The 18,030-nt window shown below is 66.8% G+C and carries 14 protein-coding genes; 9 read left to right on the top strand and 5 right to left on the bottom strand.

The annotated features are described in order from the left end of the window. Positions 1–119 precede the first annotated feature (119 nt). The 7 genes from D9V29_RS08720 to D9V29_RS08690 all read left to right on the top strand — a co-directional run bounded on the left by D9V29_RS08720 (position 120) and on the right by D9V29_RS08690 (position 7,735). Positions 120–1,154: an enoyl-CoA hydratase/isomerase family protein gene (locus tag D9V29_RS08720; RefSeq protein ID WP_121672933.1), complete on the top strand. Its 1,035-nt coding sequence runs from the start codon at positions 120–122 to the stop codon at positions 1,152–1,154. 94 nt (positions 1,155–1,248) lie between these two features. Further along, entirely contained in the window at positions 1,249–1,893 is a 645-nt protein-coding gene (locus tag D9V29_RS08715) for a GntR family transcriptional regulator (RefSeq protein WP_121672932.1), read from the top strand. A 20-nt stretch (positions 1,894–1,913) separates the two neighbouring features. Beyond that, complete coding sequence (locus D9V29_RS08710) at positions 1,914–3,437, top strand: MmgE/PrpD family protein (protein ID WP_121672931.1); 1,524 nt, start codon at positions 1,914–1,916, stop codon at positions 3,435–3,437. Between the two features lie 2 nt (positions 3,438–3,439). Further along, positions 3,440–4,339, top strand: a complete 900-nt coding sequence (gene prpB, locus D9V29_RS08705) for a methylisocitrate lyase (protein ID WP_121672930.1) — start codon at positions 3,440–3,442, stop codon at positions 4,337–4,339. A 40-nt stretch (positions 4,340–4,379) separates the two neighbouring features. Further along, on the top strand, positions 4,380–5,495 hold the full coding sequence (locus tag D9V29_RS08700) for a bifunctional 2-methylcitrate synthase/citrate synthase (RefSeq protein WP_121672929.1): 1,116 nt from the start codon (positions 4,380–4,382) through the stop codon (positions 5,493–5,495). A 119-nt stretch (positions 5,496–5,614) separates the two neighbouring features. Further along, positions 5,615–6,199, top strand: a complete 585-nt coding sequence (locus D9V29_RS08695; protein WP_121672928.1) for an acyl-CoA thioesterase — start codon at positions 5,615–5,617, stop codon at positions 6,197–6,199. 555 nt (positions 6,200–6,754) lie between these two features. Beyond that, positions 6,755–7,735 (top strand): DNA-3-methyladenine glycosylase family protein, encoded by a 981-nt coding sequence (locus D9V29_RS08690; protein ID WP_121672927.1) that lies wholly within the window; start codon positions 6,755–6,757, stop codon positions 7,733–7,735. A gap of 167 nt (positions 7,736–7,902) precedes the next feature. Here the strand turns inward: D9V29_RS08690 and D9V29_RS08685 are convergent, their stop codons facing one another. Together D9V29_RS08685 and D9V29_RS08680 are read right to left on the bottom strand one after the other, a co-directional pair. Continuing rightward, positions 7,903–9,573, bottom strand: a complete 1,671-nt coding sequence (locus D9V29_RS08685; protein ID WP_121672926.1) for a phytoene desaturase family protein — start codon at positions 9,571–9,573, stop codon at positions 7,903–7,905. 65 nt (positions 9,574–9,638) lie between these two features. Then, entirely contained in the window at positions 9,639–10,535 is an 897-nt protein-coding gene (locus D9V29_RS08680; RefSeq protein ID WP_121672925.1) for a LysR family transcriptional regulator, read from the bottom strand. Positions 10,536–10,689: 154 nt separating this feature from the next. On the opposite strand from D9V29_RS08680, the gene D9V29_RS08675 reads away from it, so the two are divergent. Next, complete coding sequence (locus tag D9V29_RS08675; protein ID WP_121673033.1) at positions 10,690–14,346, top strand: proline dehydrogenase family protein; 3,657 nt, start codon at positions 10,690–10,692, stop codon at positions 14,344–14,346. 76 nt (positions 14,347–14,422) lie between these two features. On the opposite strand, the gene D9V29_RS08670 is transcribed toward D9V29_RS08675, so the two are convergent. After that, positions 14,423–15,136, bottom strand: coding sequence for a DUF8692 domain-containing protein (locus D9V29_RS08670; RefSeq protein WP_121672924.1), 714 nt, complete (start codon positions 15,134–15,136; stop codon positions 14,423–14,425). 133 nt (positions 15,137–15,269) lie between these two features. Between D9V29_RS08670 and D9V29_RS08665 the strand changes: the two genes are divergently transcribed. Then, the gene (locus tag D9V29_RS08665) at positions 15,270–16,673 is read left to right on the top strand and encodes an MFS transporter (RefSeq protein ID WP_121673032.1); all 1,404 of its coding nucleotides are present in this window, start codon (positions 15,270–15,272) and stop codon (positions 16,671–16,673) included. A 16-nt stretch (positions 16,674–16,689) separates the two neighbouring features. Here the strand turns inward: D9V29_RS08665 and D9V29_RS08660 are convergent, their stop codons facing one another. Both D9V29_RS08660 and D9V29_RS08655 read right to left on the bottom strand, forming a co-directional pair. Next, positions 16,690–17,058: a GntR family transcriptional regulator gene (locus tag D9V29_RS08660; RefSeq protein WP_121672923.1), complete on the bottom strand. Its 369-nt coding sequence runs from the start codon at positions 17,056–17,058 to the stop codon at positions 16,690–16,692. A gap of 54 nt (positions 17,059–17,112) precedes the next feature. Beyond that, positions 17,113–17,859 (bottom strand): GTP pyrophosphokinase, encoded by a 747-nt coding sequence (locus D9V29_RS08655; protein WP_121672922.1) that lies wholly within the window; start codon positions 17,857–17,859, stop codon positions 17,113–17,115. Positions 17,860–18,030 lie beyond the last annotated feature (171 nt).

Below are 18,030 nucleotides of genomic sequence, written 5' to 3'. Positions count from 1 at the left end.
GCGTTTTCACTCGTTCCGGTCCGCTTCACGCGGCGCACCGGGTGATCGTGTCCGCAGCGAGTGAATTCGGCGGGGTCTAGGCTCGAGCCGCGGGGGGCTTGAACGAGAGAGGAGCACACATGGGCGACCTTCTGGTGAGCGTGGGAGACGGCATCGGCCATCTCACTCTCAACCGGCCCGCTGTGCTCAACGCACTCACGCACGGCATGATCCTCGGGATCCGCGACGCGCTCGTGAGCTGGCGGGACGACTCCGAAGTGTCGCTCGTCGTCCTCGACGGCGCCGGCGACCGCGGCCTCTGCGCCGGCGGAGACATTCGCGGGCTGCACACGAATGCTCTCGCCGGGCGCAATGATCTCTCCCGCCACTTCTGGCACGACGAGTACGAGCTGTGCGCGATCATCGCCGAGTATCCGAAGCCGTTCGTCTCGATCATGGACGGCATCACCATGGGAGGCGGCGTCGGCGTCTCAGCTCACGCCGGTATCCGCATCGTCACCGAACGCAGCCGGGTCGCGATGCCCGAGACCCGCATCGGCTTCAGCCCTGACGTCGGCGGCACCCACCTTCTCGCCCGCGCGCCGGGCGAGCTCGGCACCTACCTCGGTCTCAACGCGGCAACGATGACCGGGGCGGATGCTCTCGCGTGCGGTTTCGCGGACTATTACGTCCCATCGGAGCGGCTCCCGCATCTCTACCAGGCCCTCGGCGAACGGGCAGACCCCGGCTCTCCCGCCGAGGTCGTGCTGCTGTTCGACGAGACCCCGCCGCCCTCCGAGCTTCTCGAGCGCCGTGAGTGGATCGATCGCTGCTACTCCGGGGACAGCGTGGCGACGATCCTGGAACAGCTCGGAGCCGAGTCCGAGGTCGACGCGCGCGCCGCCGCTGACGAACTCACGAAGCTCTCACCGCTCGCGTTGACGGTTGCGCTCGCGTCCATGCGAGAGGCACGGCAGCTCGGGAACCTCCGCGACTGCCTCACGTCCGAGTACCGGGTCTCCGCGTGGCTCGTTGAGCAACCCGACCTGACCGAAGGCATCCGCGCCCGCGTGATCGACAAGGACAACAGCCCGCGCTGGATGCCGTCGACGCTCGCGGCCGTTCCGGAGGGCGCGGCCCGTGCAGCGCTGACGCACTCGCCACCTCGACACTGACAGCCGGTATACGGAACGCCCTCAACTGGCACGGATTGCCCCGCTTTGACGCGCTTCTGTATACCGGACCGGAAAAACGTCGTATGCTGGGGCTGTGCGAGCAAGCGATCGGGCCTACGCCGTCCTGAAGGATGACATCCTTCAGTGGCGCCTTGCCCCGGGAACCGTGCTCGGTGAGACCGAGCAGTCTGAGCGCCTCGGCATCTCGCGGACGCCTCTCCGTGAAGCCATTACCCGGCTCGCCGCCGAGGGGCTCATCGACACGCAGCGCGGCCGCGCCGGAGTCGTCACAGACGTGTCGGCCGACAACCTCGCCGGGCTGTTCGAATTGCGCGAGGCGCTCGAAACCCAGGCCGCCCGCCTAGCTGCGCGACGCCGGGAGACCGCCACGTTCGAGAGGCTCCGTGACGACTTCCTCGCGGCTCCCGCCGGCCTCGAACAGGGATCAGCCGCCTACTACGATCTCGTTGCCCGCCTCGACGCGGCCATCGACACCGCTGTGGCGAACCCGTTCCTCCTCGCCTCCCTCGCCGGGCTGCGCAATCACCTGGCGCGCGTCCGCCGTCTGGCGCAGGATAACCCCACCCGCCTGGCCGAGTCGGTCTCCGAACACCTGCTCATCGTCCAGGCAATCCTCGACCGAGACGAGATGCTCGCAGCGCAGGCTACAGCCGTGCATCTGCGCAAGAGTCTCGCCAACCTCCTCGACGCCGCCGGCCCGACCGGCGCCACCGTCTGAACGTCCACGAAGGGAACACCATGAAGAACCACCACCTGAGGGTCCACAAGAGCGAAGAGAACCTCGAGCGCACCGGGCAGCTGGCCTGGGCGATCGCCGAGGTCGCCGCCGACCCGGTGGAGGTGTCCGCCGAGGTCACCGACATGATCATCAACCGCGTGATCGACAACGCGTCCGTTGCCGCGGCATCCCTCACGCGTGCCCCCGTCGTGTCCGCGCGATCGCAGGCGCTCGCCCACCCGGTCACCACCGGCGGGAACGGAGCGACCGTGTTCGGGTCGGATCCCGGCCGTCGCGTCAGCCCGGAGTGGGCAGCGTGGGCGAACGGTGTTGCCGTTCGTGAGCTCGACTACCACGACACGTTCCTCGCGGCGGAGTACTCGCACCCCGGCGACAACATCCCTCCGATCGTCGCCGTCGCGCAGCACGCCGGCTGCACCGGTCGGGACCTCGTCCGTGGCATCGCGACCGGCTACGAGATCCAGGTCGACCTCGTCAAGGCGATCAGCCTGCACAAGCACAAGATCGACCACGTCGCGCACCTCGGCCCATCGGCGGCAGCGGGCATCGGCACCATGCTCGGCCTCGACGTCGAGACGATCTTCCAGGCCGTCGGCCAGGCGCTCCACACCACAACCGCCACCCGTCAGTCGCGTAAGGGCCAGATCTCCACCTGGAAGGCCCACGCGCCCGCTTTCGCCGGCAAGATGGCGATCGAAGCCGTCGACCGGGCCATGCGCGGCCAGACCTCACCCGAACCCATCTACGAGGGCGAGGACGGCGTGATCGCCTGGTTGCTCGACGGTCCGGATGCCTCCTACGAGGTTCCGCTCCCCGAAGCGGGCGAGCCGAAGCGTGCGATCCTCGACAGCTACACGAAGGAACACTCGGCCGAGTACCAGGCGCAGGCGTGGATCGACCTCGCGCGCAAGCTGCACAGCCAGTACCCGCATCTGGTCGAGTCCGGCACGATCGATCGGGTGGTGCTCCACACATCGCACCACACCCACTACGTCATCGGGTCCGGCGCGAACGACCCGCAGAAGTACGACCCGACCGCGTCCCGCGAGACGCTCGACCACTCGATCCCGTACATCTTCACCGTCGCCCTGCAGGACGGCCGCTGGCACCACGTCGACTCCTATGCGCCTGAACGTGCGTCCCGCCAGGACACCGTCGAGCTGTGGCAGCGAGTGACCACCCAGGAAGACGCCGAGTGGACCCGCCGCTACCACTCCCTCGATCCGAACGAGAAGGCCTTCGGTGGCCGCGTCGAGATCGTCCTCACCGACGGTTCCACGATCGTCGACGAGATCGCCGTCGCCGACGCGCACCCGCTCGGTGCCCGTCCGTTCGCCCGCGAGGACTACATCACCAAGTTCCGCACCCTTGCCGCAGACGTTCTCGAACCCGCCGAGATCGAGCGTTTCCTCGAGCTCGTGCAGCGCCTGCCCGAACTCACCGCTGACGAGCTCAGCGGCCTCACCATCCAGGCGGCCTCTGGCGTCCTGGCCGGCGTCGACTCCCCGAAGGGACTCTTCTAAACATGCTGTACTCGAAAACCACACCCGAAGACAAGCGCCGGATCTTCCGGGACCGCCTCGCCACCGGCGAACTCCTCCAGTTCCCCGGCGCATTCAACCCGCTCTCCGCGCGACTGATCGAGCAGAAGGGTTTCGACGGCGTCTACATCTCCGGCGCCGTCCTCAGCGCTGATCTCGGGCTGCCCGACATCGGGCTCACGACCCTCAGTGAGGTCGCCGGCCGCGCGAAGCAGATCGCCCGGATGACCGAGCTCCCCGCTCTCGTCGACGCGGACACCGGATTCGGCGAGCCGATGAATGTCGCCCGCACCATTCAGGAACTCGAGGATGCCGGTCTCGCCGGCATGCACATCGAGGACCAGATCAACCCCAAGCGCTGTGGCCACCTCGACGGCAAGCAGGTTGTGGACGAGTCGACGGCGCTCAAGCGGATCCGCTCAGCGGCGGACGCACGCAGGGACGACAACTTCCTCATCATGGCGCGCACCGACATCCGTGCCGTCGACGGCCTCGATGCCGCCATCGACCGCGCCAAGAAACTCGTCGATGCTGGCGCCGACGCGATCTTCCCTGAAGCCATGCGCGACCTCGGTGAGTTCGAAGCGGTGCGCAACGCGGTCGACGTGCCGATCCTCGCGAACATGACCGAGTTCGGAAAGAGCGAACTGTTCACGAGCAGCCAGCTCGCCGACATCGGCATCAACATCGTCATCTGGCCCGTCTCGCTGCTGCGGATCGCCATGGGAGCTGCGGGACGTGCCCTCGACACGTTGACCGAGCACGGTAACCTCACCTCTAAGCTCGACGAAATGCAGCACCGTGCCGACCTGTACGACCTGGTCGACTACGAGGGCTACAACCACTTCGACACCTCGGTGTTCAACTTCACCGTCGCCAAATAGCACCCCGCACGCTCGATACTTCTCAGCAAAGGAGCACGGAATGACAGAGTCCGACATCAAGAAGGGGCTTGCCGGCGTCGTCGTCGATTACACCGCGGTCTCCAAGGTCAACCCGGAGACCAACTCTCTCCTGTACCGGGGCTACCCGGTTCAGGAACTCGCCGCCAACTGCAGCTTCGAGCAGGTCGCGTACCTGCTCTGGCACGGTGAACTCCCGACGGATGCCGAACTGGCCGCCTTCGTGGACGTCGAACGCGGGCAGCGAGCCCTCGACGACAACGTGCGCGCCGTCATCGACCTGACGCCGAAGACCGCGCACCCGATGGACGTCCTCCGCACCGCGGTGAGCGCGATCGGAGCCAACGACCCGGACGCCGACGTCGCGACGGAAGAATCCAACCTCAACAAGGCAGCGCGGCTCTACGCCCAGCTGCCGGCGATCGTCGCGTACGACCAGCGCCGCCGCCGCGGTGAGGACCTCGTGCCACCCCGCGACGACCTCGGCTATTCGGAGAACTTCCTCTGGATGACGTTCGGTGAGGTTCCGGCATCCGTCGTCGTCGACGCGTTCACCGTGTCGATGATCCTGTATGCCGAGCACTCCTTCAACGCGTCGACGTTCACCGCTCGAGTCATCACCTCGACGCTCAGCGACCTGTACTCCGCGGTCGTCGGAGGCGTCGGCGCGCTCAAGGGACCTCTCCACGGCGGGGCCAACGAAGCCGTCATGCACACGTTCGACGAGATCGGAACGGCAGACAAAGCCGAGGCATGGCTCGAGGATGCGCTCGCCACCAAGCGCAAGATCATGGGCTTCGGGCACCGCGTCTATAAGAACGGTGACTCGCGGGTTCCGACCATGAAGGCCGCGCTCGACACGCTCGTCGAGCACTACGATCGCCCGGAAATGCTCGAGTTGTACGAAACGCTCGAAGGGGCGATGGGTTCGCGCAAGAACATCAAACCGAACCTGGACTACCCGTCCGGCCCTGCGTACAACCTCATGGGGTTCGACACGCCGACCTTCACGCCGCTCTTCGTCGCGTCGCGGATCGTCGGCTGGACCGCCCACATCATGGAGCAGGCCGCGTCGAATGCACTCATCCGGCCGCTGTCCGCATACAACGGGCCGGACGAACGGCACCTCACCGAGTGAATCGCCCCGCCCACGATTGTGGGCTGGTGAACAAGCCGTCCCGACTCGATTTCGGGGCGGCTTGTTCTCTCCCTACAGGCCGGATGCCGCAGGTGCGGTGACCGCGTAGCATCCGTCCAATGCACATGATTTTCCGCACCCTGCTTCTGTTCCTGCGTGCACCCCGCGCCGGTAAGCGCGGCCCCGCGATCGGGCACTATGACGTCGGGCGTCTCCCGATGCGTGTGCTGCCGACCGACCTCGACCTCAATCGGCACATGAACAACGGTGTGTACCTGTCTGTGCTGGATCTCGGGCGGTTCGACCTGCTCATCCGGAACGGGATCTGGGACATCCTCACCGGCCGCGGCTGGTACCCGGTCGTTGTCGCCGAGACGATCACGTTCAGGAAGTCGCTCAAGCTGTGGCAGAAATTCGTGATCGAGACGCGGGTATCAGGCTACGACGACAAGGCGGTGTTCGTCGACCAGCGGATCGTCGTGAACGGTGAGATCTTCGCGCAGGCCACGATCCGGGCGCGATTCCTCAAGAAGCGCGGCGGAACCGTGTCGGTTGCCGAACTCATCGACGCGATCGGGTCGGTGCCGCCGGAGCTGCGGCTTCCGGAGTGGCAGGTCCGCTGGGGCCAGGATGTCGCGCTCCCGTCGACCTCTGCACCGGCGCCGAGCGAGTGGCCTGGCGCGGTTCCGGTCGATCCGCGCTGAGCTCGTGCCGTTGCTCGGTCGGTTTCGGCTGTTCGCCGCATCGCTCGGTCGGTTTTGGCGAGAGTGCGCGGTGCGGGGCGACCATTCTTGACCGAGCGACGTTTTTTACGGGGCGGATGCCGCGGCATCCGTCTCGTGGGGACGCCGTGGGTGAGTGGGTGGCCGGGTGAGACGGCGGTTCGGTGGTCGCTGATGCGCGCTTTGCGGCGGAATGCGGTGCGTTTGCGACAACTGAAGTGTCGCTCGGGATGCCGGCCGCGGTTCGGTGGTCGCTATTGCGCGCTTTGCGGCGGGATGCGGTGCGTTTGCGACAGTTGTAGCGCGAGGCGCGGGCGTCACGCAGGATTTTCGTCGGAACCACCGTTCGTCGGTCCGGAATGTCGGGTGTGCGGCCCGAAAAGCGGCATACGGGACCGATGAAGCGGGGTCGGATGCGACGGGGTGCGTTCGTCGGTCCGGAATGTCGGTTTTGTGGCCCGAAACCGGGCAAACGGGACCGATGAACCACAGCAGCTCCCCGGCGAATGTCGGTGCCCCTGACGTAGGGTGAACGGGATGGACGCGCCCGCACTCACCCGCAGCTCGCTCGACGCAGCGAGTTCCGCCGGCGACCTTGTGCGACGCGAACGGTACGCTCCGCGGCATCCGTTACAGGTGCAGAGAATCGTCAGCCCGTTCTCGCGTGGCGGAGACGGACCGTGCTTCCGGCGCACGACGACCGGCGCGTGGATCACCATGCGCACGCCAGCCGGGCCGGCCACCCTGCACCTCGCCCAGGACGCGACCGGAGTCGACGCCACCGCGTGGGGTCCCGGCGCCGAATGGTCGATCGACGGGGTGCCCGAACTCCTCGGCGCCCGCGACGACTGGAGCGACATCGACCTGTCGCCGAGTCCGCTGCTCAGTGAGGTTCATCGACGAAACCCCGGTCTGCGCCTCGGCCGCAACCGGCTGGTCTTCGAGATGCTCGCGCCGGCGATCCTGGAGCAGAAGGTCACTGTCGTCGAAGCGTGGGCGGCCTGGCGACTGCTCGTGCGCCGCCACGGCACTCCCGCTCCCGGGCCCGCGCCGGACGGCATGGTCGTCGCCCCGGACGCCGACACCTGGCGCCACATCCCGAGCTGGGAGTGGCACACCGCAGGTGTCGGTCCGCAGCGCTCCGAGACAGCGGTGCGGGCGTCCCGCGTCGCCGCCGCCCTGGAACGCACGATCACGGGAACCGGGGACGTCGTCGCCGAGGCCGCCGAGGCATCCGTTCGCTTGCGCAGCCTGCCCGGCATCGGCCCGTGGACAGCCGCCGAAGTGACCAGCCGTGCCCATGGCGACCCGGATGCCGTCAGCGTCGGCGACTACCACCTCGCGTCGACGGTCGGGATGGCGCTCACCGGCTCACCGGTGGACGACGACGCCATGCTCGAACTGCTCGAACCGTGGGCTGGCCAGCGCCAGCGGGTGCTGCGGTTGATCCTGTTGAGCGGCATCCGCAAACCGCGACGTGGCCCGAAGATCACGATCCAGGACCACCGCAGGCACTGACGCGGTCGTTGTGGGGCGGATGCCGCGGGCCGGGTGAGGCGGCATCCGCGGGTGGCGTTGCGTCGCCACTTTTGGCTACAGATCTGGCTGTAGTCCAGCCAAGAGTGGCCAAGCAACCGCGCAGTCCAGCCAAAGGTGACCGAGCAACGCAGCGCGCCACCCGGGGCCTACTCGCTCTCGAGCACCGCCATCGCGGCATTGTGCCCGCCGATCCCGGAGACGGCCCCGCCGCGCCGCGCTCCCGACCCGCACAGCACGATTCGCGGATGCCGCGTCGCCACCCCCCAACGCTCGGCCGGTGTGCTGACGGGCGCATCGTCCTCGAGGAACGGCCAGTCGAGGCCGCCGTGGAAGATGTTGCCCTTCGGCATGCCCACCGCTCGTTCGATGTCGAGCGTCGTCTTCGTTTCGATGCAGGGCCAGCCGGCGGCATCCGTCATGATGATGTCCTCGATCGGTTCGGCGAGCACCGAGTTGAGCGATTCCAGCACCGCGGCCTGCAGCCGAGACCGCATCTCGTCGTTGTTCTCGGCGGTCACGAGGCGCGACGGCACGTGCAGTCCGAAAACGGTGAGGGTATGGGCACCTCCCTCCCGAAGCTCGGGACCGAGGATGGTCGGGTCGGCGAGCGAGTGGCAGTAGATCTCGCACGGCAACGGGCTCGGGATGCCGCCGCCTGCGGCCATCGAATACGCCGCGTCGAGTCCTGACCACGACTCATTGATGTGAAAAGTTCCACCGAACGCGGCCTCGGGACTCACCGTCTCGTCGAGCAACCGGGGCAAGCGGGAGAGCAGCAGGTTCACCTTGACCTGCGCGCCTTCACGGCTGGTGTTCGGATTGTGGTCGGTAGCGGAACCGAACGGCCGCGCTTCGAACACCCCGGCCGACGGCTCACCGGCCGCGAGCTGCTCGCGCCCGTACGACACCTCGGTTCCCGCGCGAACAAGCGCGTCGAGGGTCGCGGGGGCGACGTTCGCGAGAATCCAGGTCGCGGATGCCTCGACCTGGGCACCATCGACGATGTACCGTACGCGCCCCGCCGGGTCGATCGCGGTGACCTCGGCGTTCGTGGCGAGCTCGGCACCGGCGTCCCTTGCAGCCCGCGCGATTTCGCTGGACACGGCACCCATGCCGCCGACGGGAACGTCCCAGTCCCCTGTTCCCCCACCGATCAGGTGGTACAGGAAGCAGATGTTCTGCTGCAGGTCGGTATCGTCGGCGCGGGCGAAGGTGCCGATCAGGGCGTCGGTGAGAACGACACCACGCACGAGGTCGTTCTCGAGATGCGTCGAGATGACGTCGCCGATCGGATGCTCGATCATCGCGTCCCACTCGCTGGACCCGCCGACATCCGTCACGAGGCGCTTCGCTTCGGACCGGGTGAGAAGCGGAGCCGTCATGGTCGGCCACAGTGCTTCGGTGAGCCGGCGGCAGTGTTCGTAGAAGCGCTCGAACAGGTCGAATTCGTCCGCGGGAGCCCCGATGCGATCGAACGAGGCCTTCGTGGCGACAGCATCGGCGTTGTCGATGAGCAGCCCGCGGGTCGGGTCCGACGGGTCCGGCGTGTACGACGAATAGCGGCGGCGCACGAGCGTGATGTCGAGTGCGAGGTCGTCGATGATCCGCTGGGGGAGGAGGCTGACGAGGTACGAGTAGCGCGAGAGCCAGGCTTCGACGCCCTCGAATGCCTGGGCGGATACGGCGGCCCCGCCGACGGCATCCAGTCGCTCGAGAAGGAGCACTCGTTTGCCTGCCTTGCCGAGGTAGGCGGCGGCGACGAGACCGTTGTGGCCGCCTCCGACGATGATCGCGTCGTATCCCTGGGGTGTCGTCATGCCGCGATTCTCCCACGATGGCAGCCGGCGGCTCCAGAACCAGGAGGAGCCGTCGACCGCCGATGTCAGGCCGGCGACACCAGGAACCCGGTCGCCCGCGCGAGTGCACTCCGCACGGCGGTCACCGCCGGCCGCGCGGCGCTGACCAGACGCGCCGACGTGAAGACCGTGCGCGAGGGAGTGCCGGGCAGGTCGATGAGCCGCAGCGCCGGGTCGCGCCCCGACCAGACCAGGTCTGGCAGCATCCCGACCGCGTTGCCCGACTCCACGAGCCGGATGTGTGCGATCAGGTCAGCGGTCTCGAACCGCACGTCTGGCTCGAACCCGGCCGCCCGGCACAGTTGCGTCGCCCACAGCCGCGCGACGGTCCCCTCCGGTTCCATCACGAACGGAAGCGAAGCGGCATCCGACAGCGACGACACGGCGGATGCCGGCGGCAACGCCAGTCGCAACACATCGGTCGCGAGGAACTCACGATCCAGGTCGGGAAGGTGGGGCCGCGTGTGTCCCGGGTACTGCTCGGCGAGCACGAGATCGAAGTCACGGGCGGCGAGGTCGAACAGTCCCTCCTCGGGCTCGCGCTCGACGATCTCGACGCGAAGTTGTGGGTGCTCATCCCGCAGCAACGTCAGCGCCTCGGGAATCACCGCATGGGCGGCGGACTGGAACACCGCGACCCGCACGGTACCGACAACAGCGTCGAGCGATGTGGCGAGTTCCGCCTCAGCGCGTTCGAGCCCGTCGAGCAGTTCGGCGGCCCGGGTGGCGAGCAATTCACCCTGTGGGGTCAGCTGAACCCGCCGGCCGCTCTTCTGGAGCAGTTTGACGCCCGCCTCACGCTCCAGTTGCGACAACTGTTGCGACACAGACGATGGACTGTACGCGAGGGCTTCGGCGACATCGGCGAGCGTCCCGCGAAGCTGAACCTCGCGCAGCAGGCGGAGCCGTCTCATATCGAGCATGCGGCCAGCCTAACCATCGGCTGCGCTGATGAATATCCTTCGGAAAGATTCGCTTTTCTGAATCGACGCGCTGGCGCACACTGAGACTGAGAGTCCCCGCAAACCGCGCGGCGACCTCCCGACACTCCAACGCAGGAGGAATAGTCTCGTGATCATGCCTCACACCTCGGCCGGCGCGGATTTGAGCGCCACTCAGCTCGCTACGGATGCCGTCTCCCTCGCCCGTAAATGGGTGGACGAGAGCGCAGGCGCGACGGTCGACCCGGCGGCCCAGCGCCTGGCCGAAGTTCTCAAGGATCCGAACGGACTCGCCTTCACCGTCGGCTTCGTCGACGGTGTGATGCGACCGGAGGATCTCTTCGTCGCCGGCTACAACCTGCAGCGGGTCGCGAAGCTGACCCCGGCCTTCCTGCCCTGGTACCTCCGCGCCGCGATCACCGCGGGCGGAATCCTCGGCCCGGTGATGCCGTGGGTTGTGATTCCGGTCGCCCGCAAGGTACTCCGCGGGATGGTTGGGCACCTCGTCGTCGACGCCACCCCGGCGAAGCTCGGCCCGGCGATCGAGCACCTCCGTCAGGAGGGTTCCCGGCTTAACCTCAACCTGCTCGGCGAAGCGGTTCTCGGTGACGCCGAGGCGGCCAAACGACTTCACGGGACGCGGAACCTGCTCGCGCGCGACGACGTCGACTACGTCTCGATCAAGGTTTCGTCGATCGTCTCCCAGCTGTCGATGTGGGCGTTCGACGACGCCGTCGACCGTGTGGTCGAGCGGCTGACGCCTCTGTACGAACTTGCTGCGAGCTCCCCGACCGAGAAGTTCATCAACCTCGACATGGAGGAGTACCGCGACCTCGACCTCACGGTCGCCGCCTTCATGCGAATTCTCGACCAGCCGCAGTTGAAGGGGCTGGAGGCGGGAATCGTGCTGCAGGCCTACCTTCCTGACGCACTCGCTGCGATGCAGACGCTCCAGGACTGGGCGGCCGAACGCGTGGCATCCGGTGGGGCACCGATCAAGGTCCGCCTCGTGAAGGGTGCAAACCTCGCGATGGAGGGCGTCGACGCAGCCATCCACGACTGGCCGACAGCGCCGTACGACTCCAAGCAGGACACCGACGCCAACTACAAGCGCGTGCTGATGTGGGCGTTGACCCCGGAGCGCACGAGAAACGTCCGCGTCGGCGTTGCGGGTCACAACCTGTTCGACCTCGCCTTCGCCTGGCTCCTTGCCCAGGCTCGCGGCGTCACCGACGGCGTCGAATTCGAGATGCTCCTCGGAATGGCGACCGGGCAGGCGGATGCCGTGAAACGCGACGTCGGGAACCTCCTGCTCTACACACCGGTGGTGAACCCGAAAGAGTTCGACGTCGCCATTTCCTATCTGATCCGGCGGCTCGAGGAGAACGCGTCGCAGGAGAACTTCATGTCCGCGGTGTTCGAACTGCACGAGAACACCGCCCTGTTCGAACGGGAGAAGAAGCGGTTCCTGGCATCCGTCTCCCAGCTCGAAGCGACGCCGCACGAAATACCGTCGCCGCGTCGGACCCAGAACCGTGAGACCGAGTGGACCCTCGCCACCGCCGACGAACTCGTGCAGCGTGCGCCGTCGGCCGAGCCCTTCACCAAGCCAGAGGGTGACGAGCTCGGCATGACCCAGCAGGTGCTCGGCCTCGCCCGCGGGTCGAAGCAGGAGTCCCCGTTCGACACCGTTCGCGTCTTCGACACCACGACGCTCAACACGGTACCCGCCACCGACCTCGGCGCGCCCGGATTCGTCAACACGCGCGACACCGACCCGTCCCTGCCGGCGAACCGGGCCTGGGCAACCAGGATCCTGGCCAGGGTACCCGGCAGTGAACTCGGCAATCGCACGATCGCGGAGTGCACGGTTCCGGATGCCGCCACTCTCGATTTCATCATCGGCGGCGTCCGCGACCGCGGGGCAACGTGGGGGGGCCTTCCGGCCGCCGACCGCGCAGCCGTGCTCGAGAAGGCGGCCCTCTCTCTCGCGGCCAACCGTGACCGCCTGATCGAGGTGATGGCATCCGAAACCGGGAAGACCATCGCCGAGGCCGATCCCGAAGTCAGCGAAGCCATCGACTTCGCCCACTACTACGCGGCGAAGGCCCGCGAACTCGACGCCGTGCGCGGGGCCCGGTTCGTGCCGTCGAAGCTCACCGTCGTCACCCCGCCGTGGAACTTCCCCGTCGCGATCCCAGCGGGGGGCGTGCTCGCCGCGCTCGCTGCAGGCTCAGGCGTCATCCTCAAGCCCGCGCACCAGGCCCGCCGCTGCGCAGCAGTTCTCGCTGAAGCACTGTGGGAGGCGGGAGTGCCGCAGGAACTCCTCACCCTCGTCGCCCTCGACGAGCGCGAGCTCGGCAAGCAACTCGTCTCGCACCCCGACGTCGACCGGGTCATCCTCACCGGAGCGTGGGAGACCGCTGACCTCTTCCGCTCCTGGCGCCCCGACCTTCCGCTCCTCGCCGAGACAAGCGGAAAGAACGCCATCATCGTCACTCCGAGCGCCGACCTGGACCTGGCGGCCGCAGATGTCGTGAAGAGTGCATTCGGCCACGCCGGTCAGAAGTGCTCGGCAGCGAGCCTCGTCATCCTCGTCGGCTCCGTCGCCAGGAGCGAACGATTCCACCGCCAGCTCGTCGACGCAGCCACCTCCCTCCGGGTCGGATACCCGGAGGACGCGACGAGTCTCATGGGCCCGATCATCGAGCCGGCAGACGGCAAACTCAAGCACGCCCTCACCGAACTCGGCGTGGGAGAGAAATGGCTGGTCAAGCCGAAGCAGCTCGACGACACCGGCCGGCTGTGGTCACCAGGCATCCGGGCCGATGTCGCCCCCGGCTCCTACTTCCATCTCACCGAGTTCTTCGGTCCTGTCCTCGGAGTGATGCACGCCGCGAACCTGGCCGAGGCGATCCGGTTCACCAACGCCATCGACTACGGGCTCACCTCGGGGCTCCACACCCAGGACCCGGACGAGCTCGCCGAGTGGCTCACCACTGTCGAAGCGGGAAACCTTTACGTCAACCGCGGAATCACCGGCGCGATCGTGCAGCGCCAGCCGTTCGGCGGCTGGAAGCGCTCCGCCGTCGGCGCGGGCGCGAAGGCCGGCGGACCCAACTACCTGCTCACCCTCGGTTCCTGGCTGCCGGACGCCGGGTCGAGCAGCAAGACGCTGCACCTCCGCGGCCTCGACAGCTCGGTCACCCGGCTCATCGAAGCGGCGCAGCCGTCTCTTGGCTACGAGGAATTCGACGTCCTGCGCCGGTCCGCCCTGTCGGATGCCATCGCGTGGGGCAACGAGTACGGCGAGACGAAGGATGCCTCGGGTATCCCGGTCGAGAGAAATCTCTTCCGGTACCGCCCGGTTCCCGTTGCGATCCGGGCCTCGGCCGACGCCGATCTCGGTGAGGTGCTGCGGGTCGCGCTCGCCGCACTCCGTGCGCGGTCTCCGTTCACGCTCAGCGTGGCATCCGGTCTCCCTGCTCCCGTGCGAGGACTTCTCGGCGACCTCTCCGTTCCCGTCTTCGTCGAAACCGACGGGGAGTGGGTGAGCCGTACGGCGCGCGGTGAGACGCCTCGCGTGCGCATCGTCGGACCCGAGGATTCCCGCGTGGCCCTGCATCGGGCGCTCGCAGAAGAGGCACGGGGAAACCCCGACCTCGCGATCTACTCGGGCGCGGTGACGCAGTCCGGACGGATCGAGCTCCTGCCGTTCCTGCACGAACAGGCGATCTCGATCACGGCGCACAGGTTCGGAAACCTCGACCCGTGGAGTGCCGAGGTCATCTGACCTCGATCGGTCTGAAAAGGCGACTCCAACCCTCGTTGAACGACCCTTACGGACCGATCGATTCACCGAACGACCGTTACGGACCGATCGACGGCTCGTCGGTGGTGGACCCGTCATTCTCGCGCGGGAACGCGAGGGACACCACGTATACGACGATCAGGCTCATGACGGCGATCTCGCCGCCATCCTCGAGAGCGATGAACACCGGATCGATCACCGGCATGTCGATGAACGGGCTGTGGAGGATGTCGATGGCGATCCCGAAGAACACGAGGGCGGCGAAGAGCGCCGCGAGGGTGATGGCAACCCGGCGCAACAGCTGGTCGGAGCGTCGGTACGCGACCGCGAGAGCGCCGAGCAGGATGAGTCCGATCAGTGCCAGCCACAGTGCCTCACCGATATGGGTCGACAGCTTTCCGACGTACATCACGGAGTTGGCGAACCAGGTGCCGAATCGTTCGTGAATCGTGAAGTAGTCGTCGGCGAGAAGGTAAGCCATCGCCGCGCCGAAGATGGCCAGGAGGCCTGAGCGCCGCCTGAAGGCCGCGAGCACAAGGAGGACGATCGACCAACCGGTAAGCATCTGGAAGAACACTTCGCCGTAACCGCGTTCGGTCCCGAGGTTGAACAGCGGACTCCAGGGCACGCCGAGGAACACGTGCGTGAAGTGCAGCACGATGTACACGGCCGTCGTCGACCACAGCAGCGCGAGCACCCCCATCAGGCGGGAGTCGTCGAGACCCAGGGCGCCGTGGACGCGACGAACCCGGGATGGATTGCTGGTGGTCATGAAAGCGTCCTCGTCTCGGGTTGCCCACATCCTTCCCAGTATCGGCGAGAAGTTCGCCCTCCCACTCCGATCGTCCGGCATCCCGAGCCAAAGCGAATCCGATGCGAGCCGGCAACCGGCGCATACTGGGGGAATGGCATCCGTTCCTCGTTCCGATCGGGCGACGAAGCGCCTCGTGCTGCTCGTCGCGATTCTGGCTTCGTTCGTCGCGTTCCTCGACGGCTCCATCATCAACGTGGCCCTGCCCGCGATCACCCGTGAGTTCGGAGGCGGGCTCCCGGTTCAGCAATGGGTGGTCGACGCCTACCTGCTCACCCTCGGAGCGTTCATCCTGCTTGCCGGTTCGCTGTCGGATGCCTTCGGCCGCGTCCGCATCCTCGCCATCGGCCTGATCGGATTCGGAGTGACGTCCCTCCTCTGTGCGATCGCCCCTGGTGCTGCCTTCCTCATCGTCGCGCGCGCCCTCCAGGGCGCGGCAGCGGCTCTGCTCGTGCCGAGTTCACTCGCCATCATCATCTCGACCTTCTCCGGTCAGGGACAGGCACGCGCCATCGGCCAGTGGACCGCATGGACGGGAACCGCGATGATCATCGGACCGCTGCTCGGCGGGATTTTCGTCGACACGGTGTCGTGGCGTCTCGTCTTCGGCATCAACGTTCTCCCCATCGCATTCACCCTGTGGCTCCTCGCCAGGATGGACAAGCAACCGGCACAGACAACCCGGCCGCGCGTCGATGTCGTCGGAGCCGCACTCGGGGCGATCGGACTCGGCGGTCCGGTGTTCGCGCTGATCGAGCAGGGCCGCTACGGCTGGGCGAGCCCGATGGTCTGGGCTCCGCTCGTCGTCGGGATCATCGCCTTCGGGCTGTTCCTCTGGTGGGAGAGTCGCACCCGCGATCCGATGATGCCCCTCTCGCTCTACTCCTCCCGCAACTTCTCCACCGGCAACATCGCGACGGTGTTCATCTATGGAGCCCTCGGCTTCGGCTTCTTCGTGATCGCGATCTACCTGCAGCAGGTGGCGGGCTGGCCGGCGACACTCACGGGACTCGCCACCCTCCCACCGACCATCGTGATGCTGCTGCTGTCGAGCCGGATCGGGGCTCTCGCAGGCACTCTCGGGCCCCGGCTTTTCATGACGGTCGGTCCGATCGTCGCGGGAGTCGGATTCCTGCTTCTGCTCACCGTCACTGTCGACGAGAATTACTGGCTGCAGTTGCTTCCCGGGCTCATCCTCTTCGGTGTGGGCCTGTCGATCACGGTTGCCCCGCTCACGAGCGCGATCCTCGGAGCGATCGACGAGAGCCAGGCGGGCATCGGCTCAGCCGTGAACAACGCAGTCGCGCGCGTCGCAGGGCTTGTCGCCGTCGCGTGCGCCGGGTTGATCCTCGGTCCGGTGCTCGATCTCGCCGGGTTCCACCGAGCGATGATCGCCACGGCGATCGCCCTCATCCTGGGCGGGCTGATCTCCTTCGCAGGCATCCGCAATCCGGTGCCGGTGGAAGCGTCCGACACGTCCGGTGCGGACGCACGCTGAGCGCACGCGCTCGAGGTCAGGGCCGGATGCCGAGGGCCGCCTTCACGATGGACAGTGCTTCGTCCGCATCCACACCGAGCGATTTCACCCGGTCGGCGTAGGCGACGGCCGCGAGCTGCACGTTCTTGTGAACCGGGTCACCGACCGCAGAAACGAAGGATCCCCTGCGACCGCGGGTCTCGATGACCTCGTCGTGCTCGAGCTCCCGGTAGGCCCTGGCGACGGTGGTCGCAGCGAGGCCGAGTTCTTCCGCGAGCCCGCGGACGGTCGGTAACTTATCGCCGGGCGCGAGCTTTCCGTTCCGGGTTCGCTCGATCACCTGCGACTTCAACTGCTCGAACGGCGGCGTCGATGAGCCGGTATCGATCCGGAATGGTGAAACCATGTGAGCTCCCTCGGTTGGCGTCACCGTAGCAAGACGCATGGTGCTGTGGCAAAGCTATCTCGCAACGCGCGATGCGGTGAGAATTTGGACGAGGGCGGGCGGGAGGTCCCCGCGCCCGATCTCCTCCGGCTCGATCAGGCCGTCGTCGACCCCGACGACGTCGCTGAGGGCGATGACCTCGTCGTGCAGCCGCTCCATCTTCACGTCGAGTCGGCTCGCGGCATGCGCGGCCTCGCGCAGCTCGTCGAGCAGGGTCTCGGGAACGGCACGGTTGTACTTGTAGTAGATCTTGTGTTCGAGGCTGGCCCAGAAGTCCATCGCGATGGTCCGGATCTGAACCTCCACCTTGACCCGCTCGACGTGGTCGGACATGAAGACGGGGACCTCGATGATCATGTGCAGGCTCTGGTAGCCGTTGCTTTTTGGTTCGCGAATGTAGTCCCGCACCTCGAGCACGGTCACGTCCTGCTGGGCAGTGATCATCTCGGCGACCCGGTAGGTGTCCGAGACGAAGCTGCAGGTCACCCGGATCCCTGCGATGTCGTGAAGTTCTTCCCGGATGCCGTCGAGCGTCAACTCGCACCCTTTGCGGTTGGCTTTCTCCAGGATGCTCTCGGGAGATTTGAGACGCGAACTGACGTGCTCGATCGGGCTGTAATCGTGCCGGTGATGGAACTCTTCCTTGAGGATGTTGAGCTTCGTCATCACTTCGTCGATGCCGAATTTGTACGACAGCATGAAGCGCGTGAACTCGTCGGTGAGTTTGCGAAGGTCGGTCAACTCTCGCGGGACATCGGCCATGAGGGTGGTTTCCTTCCGGGGGCGGGGCTGGTCCGCCGGCACCCAGTTTGGCAGCCGGTCCCTGTCCGGCACCCGAGAACCCGCCCAGAATCACTGGTTCCGGGCGCACGAATCGTGGTTTGATCTGCCTCAACAGTTTCCCGTTTTCGCTCCACAACGCTGAGAAGGAAA

The organism is Mycetocola manganoxydans (genome assembly GCF_003667545.1).
Taxonomy (GTDB): domain Bacteria; phylum Actinomycetota; class Actinomycetes; order Actinomycetales; family Microbacteriaceae; genus Mycetocola_A; species Mycetocola_A manganoxydans.
This window is presented reverse-complemented; position numbering and strand designations above follow the sequence as displayed.